This window comes from Aeromonas sp. R7-1 (assembly GCF_040908115.1).
GTDB classification, from domain to species: Bacteria; Pseudomonadota; Gammaproteobacteria; order Enterobacterales; family Aeromonadaceae; genus Aeromonas; species Aeromonas caviae.
In genome coordinates this window covers 1-19,245 of the sequence record NZ_JBFODD010000027.1, presented here as the reverse complement: position 1 = coordinate 19,245, position 19,245 = coordinate 1, and the positions used below count along the sequence as shown (strand labels likewise).

The 19,245-nt window shown below is 62.8% G+C and carries 17 protein-coding genes and 2 tRNA genes; 7 read left to right on the top strand and 12 right to left on the bottom strand.

Annotated elements, in window-relative coordinates; genetic code table 11:
- The 3 genes from tuf to AB5Y51_RS06280 all read right to left on the bottom strand — a co-directional run.
- A partial coding sequence (tuf, locus tag AB5Y51_RS06290) for an elongation factor Tu (protein WP_005306258.1) occupies nucleotides 1–1,094 on the bottom strand: 1,094 nt, incomplete at its 3' end.
- A 172-nt stretch (nucleotides 1,095–1,266) separates the two neighbouring features.
- A tRNA-Gly gene (locus tag AB5Y51_RS06285) sits at nucleotides 1,267–1,341 on the bottom strand.
- Nucleotides 1,342–1,379: 38 nt separating this feature from the next.
- Nucleotides 1,380–1,464: transfer RNA gene (locus AB5Y51_RS06280), tRNA-Tyr, on the bottom strand.
- Nucleotides 1,465–1,727: 263 nt separating this feature from the next.
- Between AB5Y51_RS06280 and coaA the strand changes: the two genes are divergently transcribed.
- A complete protein-coding gene (coaA, locus tag AB5Y51_RS06275; RefSeq protein WP_029314861.1) occupies nucleotides 1,728–2,666 on the top strand; it encodes a type I pantothenate kinase in 939 nt (312 codons plus the stop codon).
- 76 nt (nucleotides 2,667–2,742) lie between these two features.
- Here coaA and birA read toward each other — a convergent pair whose 3' ends face one another.
- Both birA and murB read right to left on the bottom strand, forming a co-directional pair.
- Nucleotides 2,743–3,708, bottom strand: a complete 966-nt coding sequence (birA, locus tag AB5Y51_RS06270) for a bifunctional biotin--[acetyl-CoA-carboxylase] ligase/biotin operon repressor BirA (RefSeq protein ID WP_042016250.1) — start codon at nucleotides 3,706–3,708, stop codon at nucleotides 2,743–2,745.
- A complete protein-coding gene (murB, locus tag AB5Y51_RS06265) occupies nucleotides 3,705–4,742 on the bottom strand; it encodes a UDP-N-acetylmuramate dehydrogenase (protein ID WP_323902746.1) in 1,038 nt (345 codons plus the stop codon). The genes birA and murB overlap by 4 nt, the downstream gene beginning before the upstream one ends.
- 125 nt (nucleotides 4,743–4,867) lie before the next feature.
- Here murB and AB5Y51_RS06260 point away from each other — a divergent pair, with 125 nt between their 5' ends.
- Nucleotides 4,868–5,521 (top strand): TrkA family potassium uptake protein, encoded by a 654-nt coding sequence (locus tag AB5Y51_RS06260; protein ID WP_010675965.1) that lies wholly within the window; start codon nucleotides 4,868–4,870, stop codon nucleotides 5,519–5,521.
- Nucleotides 5,518–6,873, top strand: coding sequence for a TrkH family potassium uptake protein (locus AB5Y51_RS06255; RefSeq protein WP_041211921.1), 1,356 nt, complete (start codon nucleotides 5,518–5,520; stop codon nucleotides 6,871–6,873). Before AB5Y51_RS06260 ends, AB5Y51_RS06255 begins: the two co-directional genes overlap by 4 nt.
- A gap of 73 nt (nucleotides 6,874–6,946) precedes the next feature.
- Here AB5Y51_RS06255 and AB5Y51_RS06250 read toward each other — a convergent pair whose 3' ends face one another.
- A complete protein-coding gene (locus AB5Y51_RS06250; protein ID WP_368178168.1) occupies nucleotides 6,947–8,944 on the bottom strand; it encodes a DNA topoisomerase III in 1,998 nt (665 codons plus the stop codon).
- Nucleotides 8,945–9,242: 298 nt separating this feature from the next.
- Between AB5Y51_RS06250 and AB5Y51_RS06245 the strand changes: the two genes are divergently transcribed.
- Both AB5Y51_RS06245 and torA read left to right on the top strand, forming a co-directional pair.
- Entirely contained in the window at nucleotides 9,243–10,373 is a 1,131-nt protein-coding gene (locus AB5Y51_RS06245; RefSeq protein ID WP_368178167.1) for a NapC/NirT family cytochrome c, read from the top strand.
- 22 nt (nucleotides 10,374–10,395) lie between these two features.
- On the top strand, nucleotides 10,396–12,876 hold the full coding sequence (gene torA, locus AB5Y51_RS06240; protein WP_368178166.1) for a trimethylamine-N-oxide reductase TorA: 2,481 nt from the start codon (nucleotides 10,396–10,398) through the stop codon (nucleotides 12,874–12,876).
- 370 nt (nucleotides 12,877–13,246) lie between these two features.
- On the opposite strand, the gene AB5Y51_RS06235 is transcribed toward torA, so the two are convergent.
- From AB5Y51_RS06235 to AB5Y51_RS06220, 4 genes are all read right to left on the bottom strand, one after another.
- On the bottom strand, nucleotides 13,247–13,708 hold the full coding sequence (locus AB5Y51_RS06235; RefSeq protein ID WP_010675970.1) for a hypothetical protein: 462 nt from the start codon (nucleotides 13,706–13,708) through the stop codon (nucleotides 13,247–13,249).
- Between the two features lie 115 nt (nucleotides 13,709–13,823).
- Complete coding sequence (locus AB5Y51_RS06230) at nucleotides 13,824–15,170, bottom strand: sensor histidine kinase (protein ID WP_010675971.1); 1,347 nt, start codon at nucleotides 15,168–15,170, stop codon at nucleotides 13,824–13,826.
- 31 nt (nucleotides 15,171–15,201) lie between these two features.
- On the bottom strand, nucleotides 15,202–15,858 hold the full coding sequence (locus AB5Y51_RS06225) for a response regulator transcription factor (protein WP_005332666.1): 657 nt from the start codon (nucleotides 15,856–15,858) through the stop codon (nucleotides 15,202–15,204).
- 87 nt (nucleotides 15,859–15,945) lie between these two features.
- Nucleotides 15,946–16,278 carry a PepSY domain-containing protein gene (locus tag AB5Y51_RS06220; RefSeq protein ID WP_041211926.1) on the bottom strand — a complete coding sequence of 111 codons (333 nt, stop codon included), beginning with the start codon at nucleotides 16,276–16,278 and terminating at the stop codon, nucleotides 15,946–15,948.
- A 63-nt stretch (nucleotides 16,279–16,341) separates the two neighbouring features.
- Between AB5Y51_RS06220 and AB5Y51_RS06215 the strand changes: the two genes are divergently transcribed.
- Nucleotides 16,342–16,590, top strand: coding sequence for a PepSY domain-containing protein (locus tag AB5Y51_RS06215; protein WP_010675973.1), 249 nt, complete (start codon nucleotides 16,342–16,344; stop codon nucleotides 16,588–16,590).
- A 10-nt stretch (nucleotides 16,591–16,600) separates the two neighbouring features.
- On the opposite strand, the gene msrQ is transcribed toward AB5Y51_RS06215, so the two are convergent.
- On the bottom strand, nucleotides 16,601–17,254 hold the full coding sequence (gene msrQ / locus AB5Y51_RS06210; protein ID WP_041214275.1) for a protein-methionine-sulfoxide reductase heme-binding subunit MsrQ: 654 nt from the start codon (nucleotides 17,252–17,254) through the stop codon (nucleotides 16,601–16,603).
- A gap of 91 nt (nucleotides 17,255–17,345) precedes the next feature.
- Nucleotides 17,346–18,356 carry a protein-methionine-sulfoxide reductase catalytic subunit MsrP gene (gene msrP / locus AB5Y51_RS06205; protein ID WP_323917450.1) on the bottom strand — a complete coding sequence of 337 codons (1,011 nt, stop codon included), beginning with the start codon at nucleotides 18,354–18,356 and terminating at the stop codon, nucleotides 17,346–17,348.
- A 371-nt stretch (nucleotides 18,357–18,727) separates the two neighbouring features.
- Between msrP and AB5Y51_RS06200 the strand changes: the two genes are divergently transcribed.
- Complete coding sequence (locus AB5Y51_RS06200; RefSeq protein WP_042014355.1) at nucleotides 18,728–19,201, top strand: DUF1097 domain-containing protein; 474 nt, start codon at nucleotides 18,728–18,730, stop codon at nucleotides 19,199–19,201.
- Nucleotides 19,202–19,245: the final 44 nt, after the last annotated feature.

The window sequence follows — 19,245 nt, the reverse complement described above, 5'->3', positions numbered from 1 at the left end:
GCAATCAGGGTAACAACCATCTTGATGTTGTCGCCCGGCATGACCATCTCTACGCCTTCCGGCAGTTCGATGGTACCGGTCACGTCGGTAGTACGGAAGTAGAACTGCGGACGGTAGCCCTTGAAGAACGGAGTGTGACGACCACCTTCTTCTTTGGACAGCACGTACACTTCGGATTCGAACTTGGTGTGCGGCTTGATGGTGCCCGGCTTGGCCAGTACCTGACCACGCTCTACGTCTTCACGCTTCACGCCACGCAGCAGTGCACCAACGTTCTCACCAGCACGACCTTCGTCCAGCAGTTTGCGGAACATTTCAACGCCAGTACAGGTGGTCTTGGTGGTATCTTTGATACCAACGATTTCCACTTCTTCACCAACCTTGACGATACCGCGCTCTACACGACCGGTAACTACGGTACCACGGCCTGCGATGGAGAAGACGTCTTCGATAGGCATCAGGAACGGCTGGTCGATGGCACGCTCCGGCTCCGGAATGTAGGTGTCCAGGTGGCCAGCCAGTTCCAGGATCTTCTCTTCCCACTGAGCTTCGCCTTCCAGCGCTTTCAGTGCGGAACCACGTACTACCGGCAGGTCATCACCCGGGAAGTCGTACTCGGACAGCAGTTCGCGAACTTCCATCTCGACCAGTTCCAGCAGCTCTTCGTCATCTACCATGTCGCACTTGTTCATGAACACGATGATGTACGGAACGCCTACCTGACGACCCAGCAGGATGTGCTCACGAGTTTGCGGCATCGGGCCGTCAGTCGCTGCTACTACCAGGATTGCGCCGTCCATCTGGGCAGCACCGGTGATCATGTTTTTAACGTAGTCGGCGTGACCCGGGCAATCTACGTGGGCATAGTGGCGGGTTGCAGTGTCGTATTCTACGTGGGAGGTGTTGATGGTGATACCACGCTCACGCTCTTCCGGTGCCTTGTCGATCTGGTCGAAGGCGAAAGCTTTACCACCGAAGTGCTTGGCCAGCACGTTGGTGATGGCGGCGGTCAGGGTGGTTTTACCGTGGTCAACGTGGCCGATGGTACCCACGTTAACGTGCGGTTTATTACGCTCAAATTTTTCTTTAGACATGATCGTCCCTCTAAACTAACGCTGAGTACGCGGTGGCAAGCTAACCACAGAACAGTTTATATGATGGATTTGAATCAAGGGGAGTAGAGAGGTTGGTGCTGACAGGCTGGTTCGATTGCCGAACTCACCCTAAGGTGTGGCTCTCAGAATTACCTGAGCCATATCAGCATCTTGGAGCGGGCAGCGGGAATCGAACCCGCATCATCAGCTTGGAAGGCTGAGGTAATAGCCATTATACGATGCCCGCATTTCTCTAACCCAAAGAACTCAAACCGCAGAGAAATATGGTGGAGGGAGAAGGATTCGAACCTTCGAAGGCAGAGCCGTCAGATTTACAGTCTGATCCCTTTGGCCGCTCGGGAACCCCTCCAGTTGCATAAATGCCACAACGGTAATTCTGCTTGCACCCGTTGTTTTTGTCGCTTTTGCTGGGCAAATAGACGACAGACATCCAAGCGTCGCGCATTTTATGGTAAGGATTTTGGGGATGCAACCATTGCACCTTGCAAAATGTGCATTTATGCCGGGATCCAGGCAAAAAAACGCTCCTTCTCCGTCCCGACCGGACGCGTCCCTTGTCGCTCCCGATCCCTTGGTGTATGGTCGCCCTGCCCAAGAAACAGTGATGACACCATGACGACAGAGCATAACCCCTATTTGCAATTCACCCGCGAACAATGGGCGTTATTGCGCGATGCGGTCCCCCTGACCTTGACCGAGCACGATCTGCAGACCCTGCGCGGGATCAACGAGAAGGTGTCATTGCGGGAAGTGGAAGAGATCTATCTGCCCCTCTCCCGTCTCCTCAATCTCTACGTCAAGGCCAAGCAGCGCCGCAGCCGGGTGCTGGAGCAGTTTCTCGGTCAGTCCCGCGGCAAGGGCACCTATATCATCAGCATCGCCGGCAGCGTGGCGGGGGGCAAGAGCACCACGGCCCGTATCCTTCAGGCATTGCTGGAGCGCTGGCCGGAGCACCCCAGGGTGGAGCTGGTCACCACCGACGGCTTCCTGTTTCCCAACAAGGAGCTGGAAGCCCGTGGCCTGATGCGTCGCAAGGGATTCCCCGAGTCTTATGACATCCGCCATCTGGTGGAGTTTGTCGCCAATATCCGCGCCGGCCACGAGAAGGTCGAGGCCCCCGTCTACTCCCACCTGATCTATGACATCCTGCCCGACGAGAAGAAGGTGGTGGAGCAGCCGGACATCCTGATCCTGGAGGGGCTCAATGTGCTGCAAAGCGGCATGGACTATCCCCAGGACCCCCATCGTGTGTTCGTGTCGGACTTCGTCGACTTCTCCATCTATGTGGATGCTGACGCCGAGCTGCTGCGCACCTGGTACATCGATCGTTTTCTCAAATTCCGCAGCGGCGCCTTCTCGGATCCCGACTCCTATTTCCACCACTACGCCAAGCTGGCCGAGAGCGAGGCGACCGAGATCGCCAACAACATCTGGCAGGATATCAACTACCTGAACCTGCAAGAGAACATCTTGCCGACCCGGGAGCGGGCCAACCTCATCCTCACCAAGGGCAACGAGCACGCCATCGAGCAGATCAAGCTGCGCAAGTGACCACTGTCGCAGTGCATACATGGAAGAGGGGGCCCGCAGGCCCCCTCTTCCATTCAGTCGTCATGAGCGTATGGGTTCAGTCCCCCCGCCGCAGGGAGAGTTCCCCTCCCAGATAGAGCTTGAGCCCCTCTTCCGTCTCCAGACGCAGGGCTCCGCGTTCGTCGATCCCCCGGGCAATCCCGCGGATCACCTGCTCTCCCATCAGCAGCTTCACCGGCTGGCCGGCGAAGTGGTCGAGCCGGTTCCAGCTCTCGACAAAACTCGCCAACCCCGTCTGTTCGAAGGTTTGCATGGCCTGTTGCAGGTGCAGCAGCACGCAGGCGGCCAGCTCGTTGCGATCCACCAGCTCGGGCTGGATATGGCGCAGCTCGGACCAGGCCTGATCGATCTTCTCCCCCTCCCGACTCGGCATCGCCAGATTGAGGCCGACCCCGATCACCAGATGGCAGCTGGCACCCGCACTGCCGCTCATCTCCACCAGGATGCCCGCCAGCTTGCGGCCCTGGTAATAGAGGTCGTTCGGCCACTTGAGCGCCACCCCGGGATAACCGAGGGACTCCAGCGCCTCGACCACCGCCACGCCGACCGCGAGACTCAGTCCCATGGCGGCCGCCATGCCCTGCTCAAGCCGCCAGTACATGCTCAGGATCAGCTGGCAACCGAAGGGAGAAACCCAGGGTTTGCCACGACGTCCCCGCCCGGCGGTCTGGCACTCGGCCAGACAGCTTTCCCCGGAGCTCAGGGTGTTGACCCGCTCCAGCAGGTACTGGTTGGTGGAGTCGATGACAGGGAAGCAATGCACCGGTGCCATCGGTGCCTCTGCCTGCAGCCGCCCCTCGTCATAGAGGGCCATGGGCACCGCCAGCCGATAGCCCTTGCCGGTCAGGCTGAAGAGATCCAGCCCCAGATCCTTGAGCGCGGCCATGTGCTTGCTCACCGCCGCCCGGCTGATGCCAAGGCGCTCGCCCAGCTGCTCGCCGGAATGGAACTGACCATCGCTGAGCAGGGTGATCAGGGTCTGTCTGACGGGGGTCAGGGTCATGCCAGTACCTCGTCGAGCCAGGTTTCACCGCTGCGCCCCATGAAGCGCACCTCATGTTCCAGCACCACACCGAACTGGTGCTCTACGCTGTCGCGGACATGGGCCGCCAGCGCGATGAGCTCCATGGCGCTGGCGCCCCCCAGATTGACCAGCACCAGCGCCTGCTCCTGATGGACGGCGGCACGACCGATGGCAAACCCCTTGAGACCGCACTGATCGATGAGCCAGCCAGCCGCCAGCTTGGCCTGCCCTTCTGCCGCGGGGTAGCAGGGCATCTGCGGGTATTGCTGTTTCAGGGTCTCGGCCAGGGCGGCGGGCACCACAGGGTTTTTGAAGAAACTGCCCGCGTTGCCCAGCACCGCCGGATCCGGCAGCTTGGCCATGCGGGTGGCACAGACTGTGTCGAAGATGGCCTGTGGCGAAGGGGCATCCCCCAGCGCCGCCAGCGGGCCATAACCGGCGACCGGACGCCATGCCTTGGGCAGGCGCAGACCAACGGCGGTGATGAAGTGGGAGTCCTGATAGTCGTGCTTGAAGATGCTGTCACGGTAACCGAACCGGCAGTCGGCCGCCGCGATGCGCGCAACCTCGCCACTTTGCCAGTTGAACGCCTCCACGTAGGCACAGACGCTGGCCAGCTCGACCCCGTAGGCTCCGATGTTCTGTACCGGGGCCGCCCCGACCGTCCCGGGAATGAGTGCCAGGTTCTCCAGCCCGTGCCAGCCCTGTTGCAGGGCGTGGCATACCAGCTCATGCCAGTTTTCACCTGCCGCCACGTGCAGCAGCCAGTGCTCGGACTCCTCGTGCAGCGTGATCCCTTTCAGGCCGTTGTGAACCACCAGACCGGCAAAGTCATCACAGAACAGGATGTTGCTTCCTCCTCCCAGCACCAGGCGCGGCAAGGTGGCCAACTCCGGGTTGGTCCGCAGTTGCGCGAGATCATCCGACCGGGTCACATCGGCCAGCCAGAGGCAGTGTGCGTCCAGGCCCAGAGTATTGAGGGTCGACAGGGAGGCATGGGGGGTGAGTTTCATCTGTGTGTTCCGACAAGGACAAGGGCGCAGTTTACCCCAGATCCCCCGGGACAAAAAACCCGGACACTTTTCGGACTCGCGGCGCTGGAGTAGAGTAATCCCTTCATCCCGCTGAGGAAGCATGCATGAACAATCAATTCGCCGTCATCGGCCTGGGCCTGTTTGGCAGCGCCTTGTGCGAAGAGTTGCAGCGCCAGAATGCCGAGGTACTGGCCATCGACATCGACGAGAGCAAGACCCGCCAGATAGCCACCCTCTGCAACCACGTCATCGTTGCCGATGCCACCGACGAGGCTACGGTCGCCGAACTGGGCCTGGCGAATTTCGACATCGTCTTTGTCGCCATCGGCGACAACCTGGAGACCAGCATACTGACCACGCTGGTGCTGAAAGAGGCGGGCGTGAAGAAGGTCTGGGTCAAGGCCCGTGACAAGTTCCACGCCAAGATCCTGCAGAAGGTGGGCGCGGACAAGGTGATCAACCCGGAGTGGGACATGGGCCGCCGGGTGGCCCAGAGCATGCTGGACAACCGGCTGTTCGACTACCTGGAGCTGGGTCACGACATGGTGCTGACCGAGTTCGTGATCGGCTTGCAGCAAAACACCCGCACCCTGGCCGACTTGCGCCTGCTGCAGCAAAGCGATTTCCAGCTGTTGGCCATCAAGCGGGGTGAGGTGCTGCACAACGTCCTGACCGGCAAGATGGAGCTGCAACTCGGTGACATCCTGATCCTGGCCGGCAACAAGCACGCCATCGATCACTGGCTCGACACCCTATGATCAACTGGCGCAGCAACTACGCCTTCACCCTGCATCGGGAAGACAACTCCCGCTGGAGCGAGGCCAAGCTCATCCTGGGCAGTTTCCTCATCATCCTGCTGGTTGGCACCCTGTTTCTGGTCCAGCCCTCCAGCCACAAGGGTGAGGTCACCGTCATCAACGCCCTGTTCACCGCCACCTCCGCCATCAGCGTGACCGGCCTCGGGGTGGTGGATACCGGCACCGCCTTCACCCTGCAGGGGCAGATCATCCTGTTGATATTGATGGAGATTGGTGGTCTCGGCCAGATGACCATGACACTGCTGCTCATCGCCATGTTCAGCAAGCGGGTCGGGCTGCGCCAGCAGGTGCTGGCCAAGGAGGCGCTGGGCCAGGAGGGATCCGTCAACATCGTCCAGCTGGTGAAGCGCATCGTCCTGTTCGCCCTGATTGCCCAGCTGATCGGCACCGCCATCATGGCCATTCGCTGGGTGCCCGACATGGGCTGGGGCCACGGCCTCTACGTCAGCTTCTTCCACGCGGTGTCAGCTTTCAACAACGCCGGCTTCTCGCTGTTTGCCAACAACCTCATGGACTACCGGGATGACCCCATCATCAGCCTGACCATACCGGCCCTGCTGATCCTGGGGGGGGTAGGCTTCACCGTCATCGTCGACCTGGTGCGCAACCGCCGCTGGCGCAAGCTGAAACTGCACAGCAAGCTGATGCTGCTGATGACCCCTGCCCTGCTGCTGCTGGGGACCCTGATGTTCTGGCTGCTGGAGCACAACAACCCGGGCACCCTGGGCAACGCCTCCTTCGGGAGCCAGTGGCTGGCAGCCTTCTTCCAGTCGGCCACCGCGCGCACGGCGGGCTTCAACACGGTGGATATCGGCCAGATGGTGCCGGCCTCCTTGCTGTTCATGATGATGCTGATGTTCATCGGTGCCGGGGCAACCTCGACCGGGGGCGGTATCAAGGTCACCACCTTTGCCGTCGTCCTGCTGGCGACCCGGGCGTTTCTGACCAAGCGCCCCCATGTCACCGCCTTCGGCCGCACCCTGTCACCCCAGATAGTGACCCGTTCCCTGGCCATCATCATCGTCAGTACCATGGTGCTGATGCTGGCGATGTTCCTGCTGATGCTCACGGAGTCGCAATCATTCGACAAGATCATGTTCGAGACCATCTCGGCCTTTGCCACCGTGGGTCTGTCCACCGGCATCACCGCTTCTCTGAGCGAACCGGGCAAACTGATCCTGGTGCTGGTGATGATCTGCGGCCGTCTGGGGCCCCTCACCCTGGCGATCATGCTGGCCCGCCCGGTGGAGACCCGCATCCGTTATCCGGAAGAGAGCGTCTACACGGGGTAAGCCGCTCCACCCATGCAAAGAGGGGCCACTGGCCCCTCTTCTTATTTTTATGTGATCACGGCGCGCACCAGCCTCAGGCCGCCTTGCCCCTGGTCGTCACCTTGCCAGAGCTCTTTCCCGTACTCTTGCCAGCACTCTTGCTCGTGCGGGGGCGTGCGGCGGTGGACGCAGTCCGCTTGCGGCGGGCAAAGCGGTGCTTGCTGTCACCGGGCGTCGCCTTGGGCAACGCGCTGAAGCTGGCGCCGGAATCTTGCCGCGCCCCCTCGATCAGGCCGTTAAGCTGCTCGGTGAGCGGCCCCATGAACTGCTGGTAGCTGCCGTGACGTTCGGCGATCTGCCCCAGACTCTGCTCCCACAGTGCCGTCATGTCCGGTGTCGTGGCGGTCGCGGGCAGCGCCTGGACCAGGGCTCGCCCGGTCGGGGTGGCCTTGATGCTCTTGCCCTGGCGCACCAGGAAGCGGCGCTTGAACAGCAGATCGATGATCCCGGCCCGGGTCGCCTCGGTGCCCAGACCATCGGTCTCCCGCAGGGTCTTGCGGATCTCGGGATCCTGCACATAACGGGCGATGCCGGTCATGGCGGCCAGCAGGGTGGCATCGGTAAACGGCTTGGGGGGCTGGGTCATCTTCTCCAGCAGTTCCCCCCGCTCGCACAGCAGTTCCTCCCCCTCTTTCAGGGCAGGCAGGGTTCCCGCCTCCTCCTCGTCATCCTCTTCCACTCCGAGCAGCGCCTTCCAGCCCGCCTTGAGGATGCGGCGCGCCTTGGCCTGGAACAGCCCTCCGGCGATGCGCAGCAACACCTTGCTGTCGTTGTACTCGAACGGCGGGTAGAACTGCAGCAGATACTGGCGGGCAATCAGGCCGTAAAGCTTCGCTTCGTCGGCCCCCAGGCTCCCCTCGTTCCCCCTCTTCTCGGTGGGAATGATGGCGTGGTGGGCATCCACCTTGCTGTCGTTCCACGCCTTGCTGCGGATCCTGCCATCCGCTTCGGCGACCGCCCTGGCCAGCGCAGGGGCCGTGCTGGCGATGGCCTCCCGCACCTGGCCGGCCCGATAGAAGTGCTCGCTCGGCAAATGGCGGCTGTCGGATCTGGGATAGGTGATGAGCTTGTGCCGCTCGTAGAGGCTCTGGCAGATATCCAGCACCCGCTTGGCATCCATGCCAAAGCGCTTGGCCGCGTCGATCTGCAGGCTGGAAAGATTGTAGGGGAGCGGCGCCGCCTGCTTGCGCGCCTGCTCCTCCACCGCCTCCACCCGGGCGGGTTGCCCCTGGATCCGCTCCACCACCTTGGCGGCCAGCGCCCGGTTGAGCACCCGTCCCTCCTCATCCTGCCAGGGCAGGCAGGCCTCCGATGGCAGCCACCTGGCGGTGAAGCGTTCGTTGCCCTGGGTCAGCAGATGGGCCATCACCTCGTAGAACGGCTTGGGAACGAAGGCCTCGATCTCGAGATCCCGGCGCACCACCAGACCGAGCAAGGGGGTCTGTACCCGGCCCACCGACAGCAGTTCGCTGCAACCCCCCTTGCGGCCAAGCAGGGTATAGGCCCGGGTCATGTTGATGCCATAGAGCCAGTCGGCACGGCTACGGGCCAGCGCCGACACCGCCAGCGGCACGAACTCCTTGTTGTCCCTGAGCTTGTCGAGGGCGCGGCGCACGGCGGGGGGATTGAGATCGCTGATGAGGCAGCGCTGAACCGGTTTGGTCTTGGGATAACCGAGAAAGTCGATCACCTCGTCCACCAGCAGTTGCCCTTCCCTGTCCGGGTCACCGGCGTTGACCACGCAGTCCGCCTGCTTGATGAGCCCCTTGATGACGGCCAGCTGGGCCTTGGTCTTGGGTTTGGCCACCAGCTGCCACTGGGTCGGGACAATGGGGAGGGATTCCATGCGCCACTGCTTGTAGGCGGCATCGTAGGCATCGGGCTCGGCCTGCTCCAGCAGGTGGCCGATGCACCAGGTCACCACGTCTCCCTGCGCCGTCTCGATGAAACCCTCCCCCTTCTTGTGAGGTTTGGGGAGGACATCGGCGATGGCACGGCCAAGGCTGGGTTTCTCGGCGATAAAGAGTCGCATGATGGATACACCTGAATACTGTATATGTGAACAGTATACAATCCTCTCACCGCAAACCCCAAGCCCCGGGGTGGTGCGCGGCCTCCCCGCCCCGGCTTGGGCATCGCCCTCACCACAGCGCATCCTGCTTCCGTTGAAGGGTAAAGGTGCGATTAAAATTCAAAAAAGCATGCCCAAACAAAAAACAAAACCAAAAATTACTTTCATGTCGAAATAAAAATCATGACCGAGGTCAACCCATCGAATCTTGGGACTACTACTATATTGGTAATACCCGAATTCGAAGGACACCGTCACCATGCTTGGAAAACTGTTGAGAAAGACCTGGTTCTGGCTTCTGCTGCTCGGGGCCCTGCTGGGGGTCGCTGCACTGGGCGTCACCGTCACCGTGCTGCACAAGACCAGCTCCACCGAGTTCTGCGTCTCCTGCCACTCCATGCAGACCCCGCTCGCCGAATATCAGGGCAGTGTCCACTTCCAGAACGTGAAGGGGATGCGCGCCGAGTGCGCCGACTGCCACATCCCCAGTGAACCCGCCGCCTATCTCTGGACCAAGATCCGCGCCGTGAAAGACATCTATCACGAGGCGATCGGCACCCTCGACACCCCGGAAAAATACGAGGCCCACAAGCTGCGCATGGCCCAGACCGTGTGGGATCAGCTCAAGTCCAATGACTCCGCCACCTGTCGCAGTTGCCACAGCTACGCGGCGATGGACATCCTGGCCCAGCGCCCCAATGCCCGCGCCGAGCACCCGGTCGCCATCAAGGAGGGTCAGACCTGCATCGACTGCCACCGCGGCGTTGCCCACATCATGCCGGACATGAGTGGCCTGGCCGCCGCCGGTGCCAGCGAACTGGCCGCCGCCGCGGCCCAGACCCCGACCACCGTCACCACCCGCTATGCCATCGCCACCACCCCGCTCTATCTGGATGCTGGCGCCAAGACTGATGAAGGCACCCTGATGCCCTCCACCCAGGTGGAAGTGCTGGCCAACGACAACGGCCGCGCCCAGGTGCGCATCGACGGCTGGCAGCAGGACGGTGTGAGCGAGGTGTTCTACGCCGCCCCTGGCAAACGGATCCTGAGCGTGCTGGTCGGCGAGGCCGCCAGAAAAGCCCTCGTGACCGGCAAGAGCGAGACCGACAGCGCCACCAACCTCACCTGGCATCAGGTCAGCCTGACCGCCTGGGTCGACCAGAGCCAGCTCATCGGCGACCAGGGCAAGCTGTGGCAATACGCCTCCACCCTGATGTCCAACAACTGCACCGGCTGTCACGGCCTCACCGCGCTGGATCACTTCAACGCCAACCAGTGGATCGGCGTCATCAAGGGGATGGAGTCTCGTACCTCCCTCACCCCGGAGCAGGCGCGCATGCTCACCCAATACGTGCAGAAACATGCCAGCGACATGAGCGCGGCCCATTAAGGCAGGAACAGAGGACTCTCCCATGACTTTTTTCAATGACCAACAGACCAACCTCTCCCGCCGTACTCTGCTCAAGGGGCTGGGGGCCTGTGCCACCCTGCCCCTGCTGGCCGGTCTCTTCCCGAAAAGCGCCCTGGCCAAGGCCGTCAGCACGGCCCTTGAGCAGTTCCCCACCCTGGTGCCCGCCCAGAAAGGCATCCTGACCGGCGCCCACTGGGGGGCCTTCGAGGCCATCGTCTCCGAGGGCCGCATGGTGCGGGTCCAGCCGGTGGCCGACGATCCGGCACCGAACGATCTTATCGACATGGCGCCGTTCCAGGTGCACGCCAAGAACCGCATCAAGTACCCCATGGTGCGCAAGAGCTGGCTGGAGCACGGCCCGGGTGCCAGACCGGAGCTGCGCGGTGCCGACGAGTGGGTACGGGTGAGCTGGGAGAAGGCCATCGAACTGGTGGCCGGCGAGATCCAGCGCGTTCAGTCTGATTTCGGCCCCCAGGCGATCCACGCCGGTTCCTACGGCTGGAAGAGTGTCGGCATGTTCCACAACAGCCGCACCCTGCTGCACCGCCTGATGAACCTCTCGGGCGGCTTCACCGGTTATGCCGGGGACTACTCCACCGGCGCGGCTCAGGTGATCATGTCCCACGTGATGGGCTCCATCGAGGTGTACGAGCAGCAGACCGCCTGGCCCAACGTGGTGGAGCACGCCGAACTGGTGGTGCTCTGGGGGGTCAACGCCCAGGTGACCCTGAAGAACAGCTGGAACATGCCGGATCACGAGGGGCAGGCCGGCTTCAAGGCGCTGAAAGAGAAAGGCACCCGGGTCATCAGCATCGATCCCGTCTACAACGAGACCGCCAAGCAGGCCAATGCCGAGTGGATTGCCCCGAACGCCTACACAGACGTGGCCATGATGTTGGGTGTCGCTCACACCCTCTACAGCGAGAAGAAGCACGATCAGGCCTTCCTCGATCGCTACACCGTCGGCTTCGACACCTTCCTCGCCTACCTGCTCGGCAAGGATGACGGTCAGCCGAAGAGCGCCGAGTGGGCGAGCGCCATCTGCGGCGTCGAGGCCAAGGTGATCCGCCAGCTGGCCCTCGACATGGCCGCCAAGCGCACCATGATCATGGCGGGCTGGGGCATGCAGCGTCAGCACCACGGTGAACAGCCCAACTGGATGCTGGTCACTCTGGCCGCCATGCTGGGCCAGATCGGCCTGCCGGGGGGCGGCTACGGCTTCAGTTACCACTACTCCTCCGGTGGCAGCCCCACCGCCAAGGGCGGCATTCTGGCGGGCATCTCAGCCGGCAACGCACCGAAGAACAACCCGGCGCCGATCCCGGTGGCCCGCATCGCCGACTGTCTGGCCAACCCCGGCAAGACCATCGACTTCAACGGCCGCAAGGTGACCTACCCGGACATCAAGCTGGTCTACGTGGCGGGCGGCAACCCCTTCCACCACCATCAGGACACCAACAACCTAGTCAAGGCCTGGCGCAAACCCCAGACCGTGATCGTTCACGAGCCCTACTGGACGGCCACCGCCAAACACGCCGACATCGTACTGCCGGCCACCACCAGCTATGAGCGCAACGATCTGGAGATGGGGGGCGACTACTCCCAGCGCTACGTCTTCCCCATGCACCAGTGCGTACCGCCCCAGTTTGAAGCTCGCAACGATTTCGACATCTTCAGCGCCATCGCCGCCAAGCTGGGTGTGCAGGAGCAGTACACCGAAGGGAAGGACGAGATGCTGTGGCTCAAGCAGATGTACGACGGCATGGCGGCCCAGGCCCGTGGCGCCCGGGTGGCGCTGCCGCCGTTCAACATGTTCTGGGAGGCCAACAACTACATCCGCTTCCCGATCCCCGAGGCCAACCGCCAGTGGATCCGTCACGCCGATTTTCGCGAAAACCCGCTGCTCAACCCGCTCGGTACCCCGTCCGGCAAGATCGAGATCTTCTCCAACACGGTGGCGGGGATGGGTTACGCCGACTGCGCCGGTCATCCCAAGTGGTATGAGCCCAAGGAGTGGGTGAAGAGCGAGGTGGCGGCGCGCTATCCGCTGTCGCTCAACACCTCCCACCCGACCCAGCGGCTGCACTCCCAGCTCGACAACACCCCGCTGCGGGACAAGTTCGCCATCGCCGACCGCGAAGCGATCCTGATCCATCCTGACGACGCCAAAGCGCGCGGCATCCAGGATGGCGATCTGGTGCGGGCCTTCAACGAGCGCGGCCAGATCCTGGTGGGGGCCCTGATCTCCGCCGATATCCGGCCCGGGGTAGTGCGGGTGTGTGAAGGGGCCTGGTATGACCCGGCCAAGCCGGGGGAAGCGGGCAGCATCTGCAAGAACGGCAACGTCAACTGCCTCACATTCGACGAGGGCTCGTCCAGTCTGGCCCAGGGCAACTGCGGCCACATGGCCCAATTGCAGATAGAGAAGTATATCGGGCCAGTGCTCGCCAACACGGCGCACGAGGTACCGGCCAACGGCTGAGTAGAGGACTGAGCAACAAAAACGGCGCCATCAAGGCGCCGTTTTCTTATCGCAGTTTGTGGTGTGGCTCAGAATCAGAAGTCACCCTCAACCATATACTCTTCCGCATACTCCACCCGCCTTGCAGCCAGATTGGGGACAAGGTGGCTCAGAAGTCTCCTTCCACCCTGTACTCTTCGGCACACTCCACCCGCCTTGCAGCCAGAGCGCGGACAAGGTGGCTCAGAAGTCTCCTTCCACCATGTACTCTTCGGCACACTCCACCCGCTTTGCAGCCAGAGCGCGGACAAGGTGGCTCAGAAGTCTCCTTCCACCATGTACTCTTCGGCACACTCCACCCGCCTTGCAGCCAGAGTGGGGACAAGGTGGCTCAGAAGTCTCCTTCCACCATGTACTCTTCGGCACACTCCACCAGCTGGGGCCAGAGATCTTCCGGCACCCAGGCCTCGGGGTCATCCTCGTCACCGTCATACTGGCTCCAGAAGAAGGCTCGCAGCCCGCTTGCGAAGTCGTCGCTCAACTCCGCCAGTTCGGAGAGGGGCCCCAGCCAGGCAATGCGGCGCAGGCCGGAGGCGAGATCGTTGATGGCATCCATCAGGGTGCGATCATCCAGGCTCTGCTCCACCAGCAGGGTGAAGCGCTCGCGGGCACTCTCGGTCTGATCCTCGTCCAGCTCGCCCACGTCGGCCAGCAGGTCGACAAAATCCTCCAGCAGGAACTGGATCAGGGCATCCCTGTCCTCGAACCACTGGATCTGGGCCCCCTTGGTGCCCAGCACCGAGGCATCGAACGAATCATCGAGATGGCACAAAGCCCAAGGATCGTCAGTCATTGCTACCCTTCCTACACCTGAAACAAGAGACGTATCTTATGCCGGGTGCCGCACCCTTGCCAGCACGGCGGCACAAAAGGGGCCCCCCGACGGGGCCCCCCGACGGGGCCCCCCGTCACTCGACCCTGGCCACCTTGGGCAGGGAGAGGGAAGCGGCGAGCCCCCCCAGCTCGGCCCGCCCCATGATGAGGCTGCCACGGTAAGCCTCCGCCAGATCTGACACTATGTTGAGACCGAGCCCGGAACCCGGCACCTTCTCGTCGAGGCGCACCCCCCGCAGCACCGCCTTGGCGATCTGATCTTCACTCATGCCGGGACCGTCGTCCTCGATGCGCAGGGTGATCCAGCCCCCCAGCTCGGCGCTGGAGATGCGCAGCTCGCTGGCGGACCACTTGAAGGCGTTCTCCAGCAGGTTGCCCACCATCTCGTCGAAGTCCTGCTCCTCCACCCCGACCGCCAGATTGACCGGCACCTGCAAGTCCACCGTCTTGCCGGGATAGAGGCGGGAGAAGGCGCGGCAGATGTACTCCACCCGGGCCCGCACCGGGGTCGACACCCCGAGGATCTTGGCGGCGCCAGTCACCCGCGCCTTGCCGAGGTGGTAGTCGATGTGGCGCTGGATCTGGTCGAGCTGCTCGCCAAGAGCGGCCTGATCCTCCGGCGGCAACTGGGTCACCTGGTTGCGCATGATGCTGAGCGGCGTCTTGAGGGCGTGGGCCAGGTTGCCGGTGTGGGAACGGGCTCGTTGCAGCAGCTCGCCATAGTGGTGCAGCAGGCGGTTGATGTCCTCCACCAGCGGCTGGATCTCCAGGGGGTAACGCAGCCGGAACCCCTCCTGATGACCCTGATGGACGCGGCTCAGCTCGCGACGCAGCAGGTGCAGCGGGCGCAGGCCGTAGAGGATCTGGAACATGAAGCCGAGCACCAGGCCGGTGGCGGCGAAGCCGAGGCCGAGGAAGAGGCTGATGCGGGTCTTCTTCAGGGTCTGGGTCAGGGCGCTGCTGTCCTTGGCCATCACCAGGGTGAAGACCCGATCAGACCCCGGCAGCAGCACGGTACGGGTCATGATGAGCAGGGGCTCCTTGTTGGGCCCCTTGCCGACAAAGAGATCCGGATCGCCGAAGGCCGACTTCAGGCCGTGGGCGCTCAAATGGGCATCCCACAGGGAGCGGGAGCGACTGACCACCGTCTCCCCCAGCTCCAGCTGCCAGTAGTAGCCGGAGTAAGGCTGGCGATAACGGGGGTCGGCCATGGGCTCGGTGACCACCGGCATGCCGTCCGGCTGGATCTCGAGGCGGGAGAGCAGATCGTAGAGCTGCAGGCGCAAGCCATCGGCCTCCGCCTCCTGCCAGTAGTTGCGCATCATGGTCTGCAGGCTGAAGCCGGTGGCGAACAGGAAGAGACCGCACCAGACCATGGCGATCACCACCAGCCGACCTCGCAGGGTACGTACCAGCCTCATTCAACCCACCCCGCCATCGGTTGCGGTCGCGTCATTCGTTGATCCGGTAGCCGAGGCCGCGCACCGTCTCGATGAGATCGGCGTGGGTCTTCTTGCGGATGCGGCCGATGAACACCTCCACGGTGTTGGAGTCGCGATCGAAATCCTGGGCATAGATGTGGTCGATCAGCTCGCTGCGGGACACCACCTTGCCCCTGTGCTGCATCAGGTAGCCCAGCACCCGGAACTCGTGGGCGGTGAGCTTGATGGGGGTCCCTTCGTACCACACCTGGGAAGCCGCCATGTCGAGACGCACGCCACCGATCTCGAGGATGGAGCTGGCGTTCCCCGCCGCCCGGCGCACCAGCGCCTGCACCCTCGCCACCAGCTCCGCCACCTGGAAGGGCTTGGTGAGGTAGTCGTCCGCCCCGGCGTTGAGCCCTTCAATCTTCTCGTGCAACTGGCCACGGGCGGTCAGCACCAGCACCGGGGTGTCCATCCCCTTGCTGCGCCACTCCTTCAGTACGCTCAGGCCGTCGCGACCGGGCAGGCCGAGATCCAGGATAATGGCGTCATAGGGTTCGGTCTCGCCGAGAAAGCCCGCCTCGTTGCCATCGTGGCAGAGATCGGTGACGAAACCGGACAGACGCAGCTGTTCCGCCAGCTGGCCCGCGAGGATCTTTTCATCTTCAACTATCAGAATGCGCATACATGGGTATCCAAAACAGGGTTGTGCCGGCACCGGCAACGGTTGGGGGGACGAACCGGACGGCGGCAGGTTCGCGGACTCACGCCGTTACTCCTCTTCCGGGGGCGGGCGCGGAGCGAACAGGCGTTCCAGATGGTGGCCCTTGAGCCACACCATCTCCAGGTTGTCAGCCCGGTAGCCCACCTTGATGACGCTGTTCTCCTCGTCGATGAGCCTGAGCTCGTAGAGCCAGACGCCATCCTCCTCACCCAGATCGACGCGCAGCACCCGCACCGGCAGGCGGGAGGCCACCGCCATCAACTCATGAAAAGGACGGACCCGCCCCTCGCTGACCGCCTGTTGCAGCAAGGCCTCGTTCGGCTGGGCCGCCTGAACCAGCATCGGCAGCAGCAATCCAAGCAGGGGCAGCGCGCTATTCATGGGTGATTCATCTCTCAAAACCTAACATAATGCCGTTTATAGTGTGCCAGCCATGAATCCGGAATGAATATGATCCCACGCAGTATCCTGCTGATCTTGTGCCTCTTTTCCACCTTTGGCTGGGCGGCGCAGACACGTCTCGACATGGCCGGACTGGTCAAGTTGTTGCTGGCACAAGGGTATCACGACATTCGGGAAGTGGAGCTGGAAGGGGACAAATTCGAGGTCGATACCCTGAATGCCGACGATCAGCGCGTCCAGTTGCAGGTCGATGCCAACACCGGCGAGATCACCAAAAAAGAGGCCGAATAGGCCTCTTTTGCTATGGGCGTGACGGCTGTTGCGCCGCCCCCCTCCCGGCCACTTGTGCTCGCCTGCGCCAGGGGCGCAGCAGCTTTTCCCGACGGGGCCACAGCAGGGCGCAGGCCAGCACCAGATAGATGAGGGGTTCCTGCCACCCGCTCTTGACCGACCACCAGTAGTGTACCGGCACCAGCAGAGCCACCCCGTAGATCCAGTTGTGCAGCTTCTGCCATGCCGGCCCCATGCGACGCAACAGGGCCGGGATCGAGGTGATGCCGAGCGCCAGCAACAGCAGCAGCGCCACCATGCCCACCACTATGTAGCTGCGCTTCACCAGCTCGCCGCCAATCAGCCCCCAGTCGAACTGCAGATCCAGCCCCAGCCAGACCATGAAGTGCAGGGACGCCCAAGCGGCGCACCAGAGCCCGAGGGGGCGGCGCAACTTGATGAGCTGCCCCTGGCGCCAGCGCTTGGCGAGCGGCGACACCAGCAGGGTCAGCAACAGCAGGTGAAGGGCCCCCTTGCCAAGGTAATGGGTCAGCCCCTGGACCGGATCCCCCCCCAGCAGCCCGGCTGGCACGGCATAGCCCAGCCAGAGCAGAAAGCCAAGCGAACCAAGGTGCACCAGCGCCCGCAAGCCGTTGATATGGGCTGTTTTCAGTCTCGGCGTCATATTGCAGTTCCCGTCATGTTTTTCCCGCTTCTCATCCCCTCGCCCACCAGGGGAGAAGGGGGCAAGAGATCATTCGGACAGCGCGTCAGTCTCAATACCATTTACGCAGATCCATCCCCTGATAGAGGGACGCCACCTCGTCGCCGTAGCCATTGAACATCAGGGTCGGCTGGCGCTTGGCCCCGAAGATGCCCCCCTCGCCGATGAAACGCTCGCTGGCCTGGCTCCAGCGCGGGTGATCCACTTGCGGATTGACGTTGGCATAGAAACCATACTCGTTCGGCGCCAGCAGGTTCCAGGTGGTGGGGGGCATCTCCTCCACCAGGCGGATGGAGACGATGCTCTTGATGCTCTTGAAGCCGTACTTCCAGGGCACAACCAGCCGGATGGGAGCCCCGTTCTGGGCGGGCAGGGTTTTGCCATAGAGCCCCATGGCGAGGAAGGAGAGGGGGTGCATGGCCTCGTCGAGGCGCAAGCCCTCCACATAGGGATAATCGATGCCGCCCCCCAGGGCACGGGAGGCCTGCCCCGGTAACTGTTCCGGATCATAGAGCGTCTCGAAGGCCACGAACTTGGCGCGACTGGTGGGCTCGGCACGGCGGATCAGATCCGCCAGCGCAATGCCGCTCCAGGGCAGCACCATGGACCAGGCCTCCACGCAGCGCAGCCGATAGATGCGCTCCTCCAGCGTGCTCTTGTTGATGAGATCCCACACATCCAGGGTGAAGGGTTTGGCCACCTCCCCTTCCACCTTCAGGGTCCAGGGCTCGGGCTTGAGGTAATGGCCGTTGCGGGCCGGATCCCCCTTGTCGGTCCCCAGCTCGTAGAAATTGTTGTGGGTGGTGGCCTTCTCCTCCGGGGTGAGGATCAATCCCTCTGGCCGGGTCGCGGCACGGATGTCGAGGGGTCTGGTGGGGGCCACGGGGGCCGGCTTGTCCGGTGCGAAGAGATCCAGCAGGCTGGCCTTCACCGGAAACGCCAGGGTGGCGGCACCGACGCCCAGGCCCAGCCCTTTCAGGATGCGGCGACGATCCTGATAGACGGTTTCCGGCGTGACATCCTGTTCGGTGGGGTGATGAGAAGTACGGCGCTTGATCAACATGAAAAAACTCCCGGGACGATGAGGTTGACAACCATAAGACCCGCCCCGGCCGAGTTTTATTTCACACAGAATTACATGAGTTGGTAAAGGGGCAGTGCCTTGGCCATGGTACCGGCCAGGAAGAGCACTACGAACACCAGCAGAGGAACGATCACGTTTGGCACCATCAGACTCACTCCATGAGCAGGACAGGGCCTCTAACTATGGAACAAGGTCTGCGGCGCCTCCAATGAATTTTTTTCGCGAGCGCAAGCGTATTCCAGAGTTGCAAAGAGTGACCGGGATCACACACAATCCGGCCCCCGCTTGCTGCCGCTCCACCGCGGAGTAGGCTGCCTCCTTTTCCGGATTCAACCACTGAGAGTCACGCCATGAGCCCACTGTTCGCCATCGCCATCACGACCGGGATCCTCTCCGCCGTCTGGGGTGGACTGGCCGCCGCACTCGGTCTCATCTCCTGGGTCGGCTTCCTCGGCTGCACCAGCTACTTCGCCTCGAGTGGCGGTTACAAGGCGCTGTTACAGACCTTGCTGTGCAACACCACCGGCATGCTGTGGGCACTCCTGCTGATCCACGGGGAGACCTGGTGGGGGGCCGGCATGGCGGGTTATCTGATGACAGGGGTGGTGGCCACCCTGATGTGCGTGCAGGCCAGGCAGCAGTGGCTCGCCTACATTCCCGGCACCTTCGCCGGTTGCTGTGCCACCTTCGGCGCCGCAGGCGAGTGGCGGCTCATTCTGCCCTCCCTCATCATCGGCGCCCTGTTTGGCTATCTGATGAAGGCGAGCGGCCTCTGGCTCTCCCAGAAGACCCTCTCCACCGGCGGCGTCAGCGACCCGGCCTGAGGCAGATTCGGTCGGAAACCAGAGGGGCGGCCCGTCATCGACGG

Bases quoted from the DNA above. Each gene is read 5' to 3' on its own strand.
- AB5Y51_RS06260 (WP_010675965.1), top strand. From the start codon at position 4,868: ATGAACAATCAATTCGCCGTCATCGGCCTGGGCCTGTTTGGCAGCGCC.
- murB (WP_323902746.1), bottom strand. From the start codon at position 4,742: ATGAAACTCACCCCCCATGCCTCCCTGTCGACCCTCAATACTCTGGGC.
- torA (WP_368178166.1), top strand. From the start codon at position 10,396: ATGACTTTTTTCAATGACCAACAGACCAACCTCTCCCGCCGTACTCTG.
- AB5Y51_RS06250 (WP_368178168.1), bottom strand. From the start codon at position 8,944: ATGCGACTCTTTATCGCCGAGAAACCCAGCCTTGGCCGTGCCATCGCC.
- AB5Y51_RS06200 (WP_042014355.1), top strand. From the start codon at position 18,728: ATGAGCCCACTGTTCGCCATCGCCATCACGACCGGGATCCTCTCCGCC.
- msrQ (WP_041214275.1), bottom strand. From the start codon at position 17,254: ATGACGCCGAGACTGAAAACAGCCCATATCAACGGCTTGCGGGCGCTG.
- msrP (WP_323917450.1), bottom strand. From the start codon at position 18,356: ATGTTGATCAAGCGCCGTACTTCTCATCACCCCACCGAACAGGATGTC.
- AB5Y51_RS06225 (WP_005332666.1), bottom strand. From the start codon at position 15,858: ATGCGCATTCTGATAGTTGAAGATGAAAAGATCCTCGCGGGCCAGCTG.
- AB5Y51_RS06245 (WP_368178167.1), top strand. From the start codon at position 9,243: ATGCTTGGAAAACTGTTGAGAAAGACCTGGTTCTGGCTTCTGCTGCTC.
- AB5Y51_RS06235 (WP_010675970.1), bottom strand. From the start codon at position 13,708: ATGACTGACGATCCTTGGGCTTTGTGCCATCTCGATGATTCGTTCGAT.
- AB5Y51_RS06230 (WP_010675971.1), bottom strand. From the start codon at position 15,170: ATGAGGCTGGTACGTACCCTGCGAGGTCGGCTGGTGGTGATCGCCATG.
- AB5Y51_RS06220 (WP_041211926.1), bottom strand. From the start codon at position 16,278: ATGAATAGCGCGCTGCCCCTGCTTGGATTGCTGCTGCCGATGCTGGTT.
- AB5Y51_RS06255 (WP_041211921.1), top strand. From the start codon at position 5,518: ATGATCAACTGGCGCAGCAACTACGCCTTCACCCTGCATCGGGAAGAC.
- coaA (WP_029314861.1), top strand. From the start codon at position 1,728: ATGACGACAGAGCATAACCCCTATTTGCAATTCACCCGCGAACAATGG.
- AB5Y51_RS06215 (WP_010675973.1), top strand. From the start codon at position 16,342: ATGAATATGATCCCACGCAGTATCCTGCTGATCTTGTGCCTCTTTTCC.
- birA (WP_042016250.1), bottom strand. From the start codon at position 3,708: ATGACCCTGACCCCCGTCAGACAGACCCTGATCACCCTGCTCAGCGAT.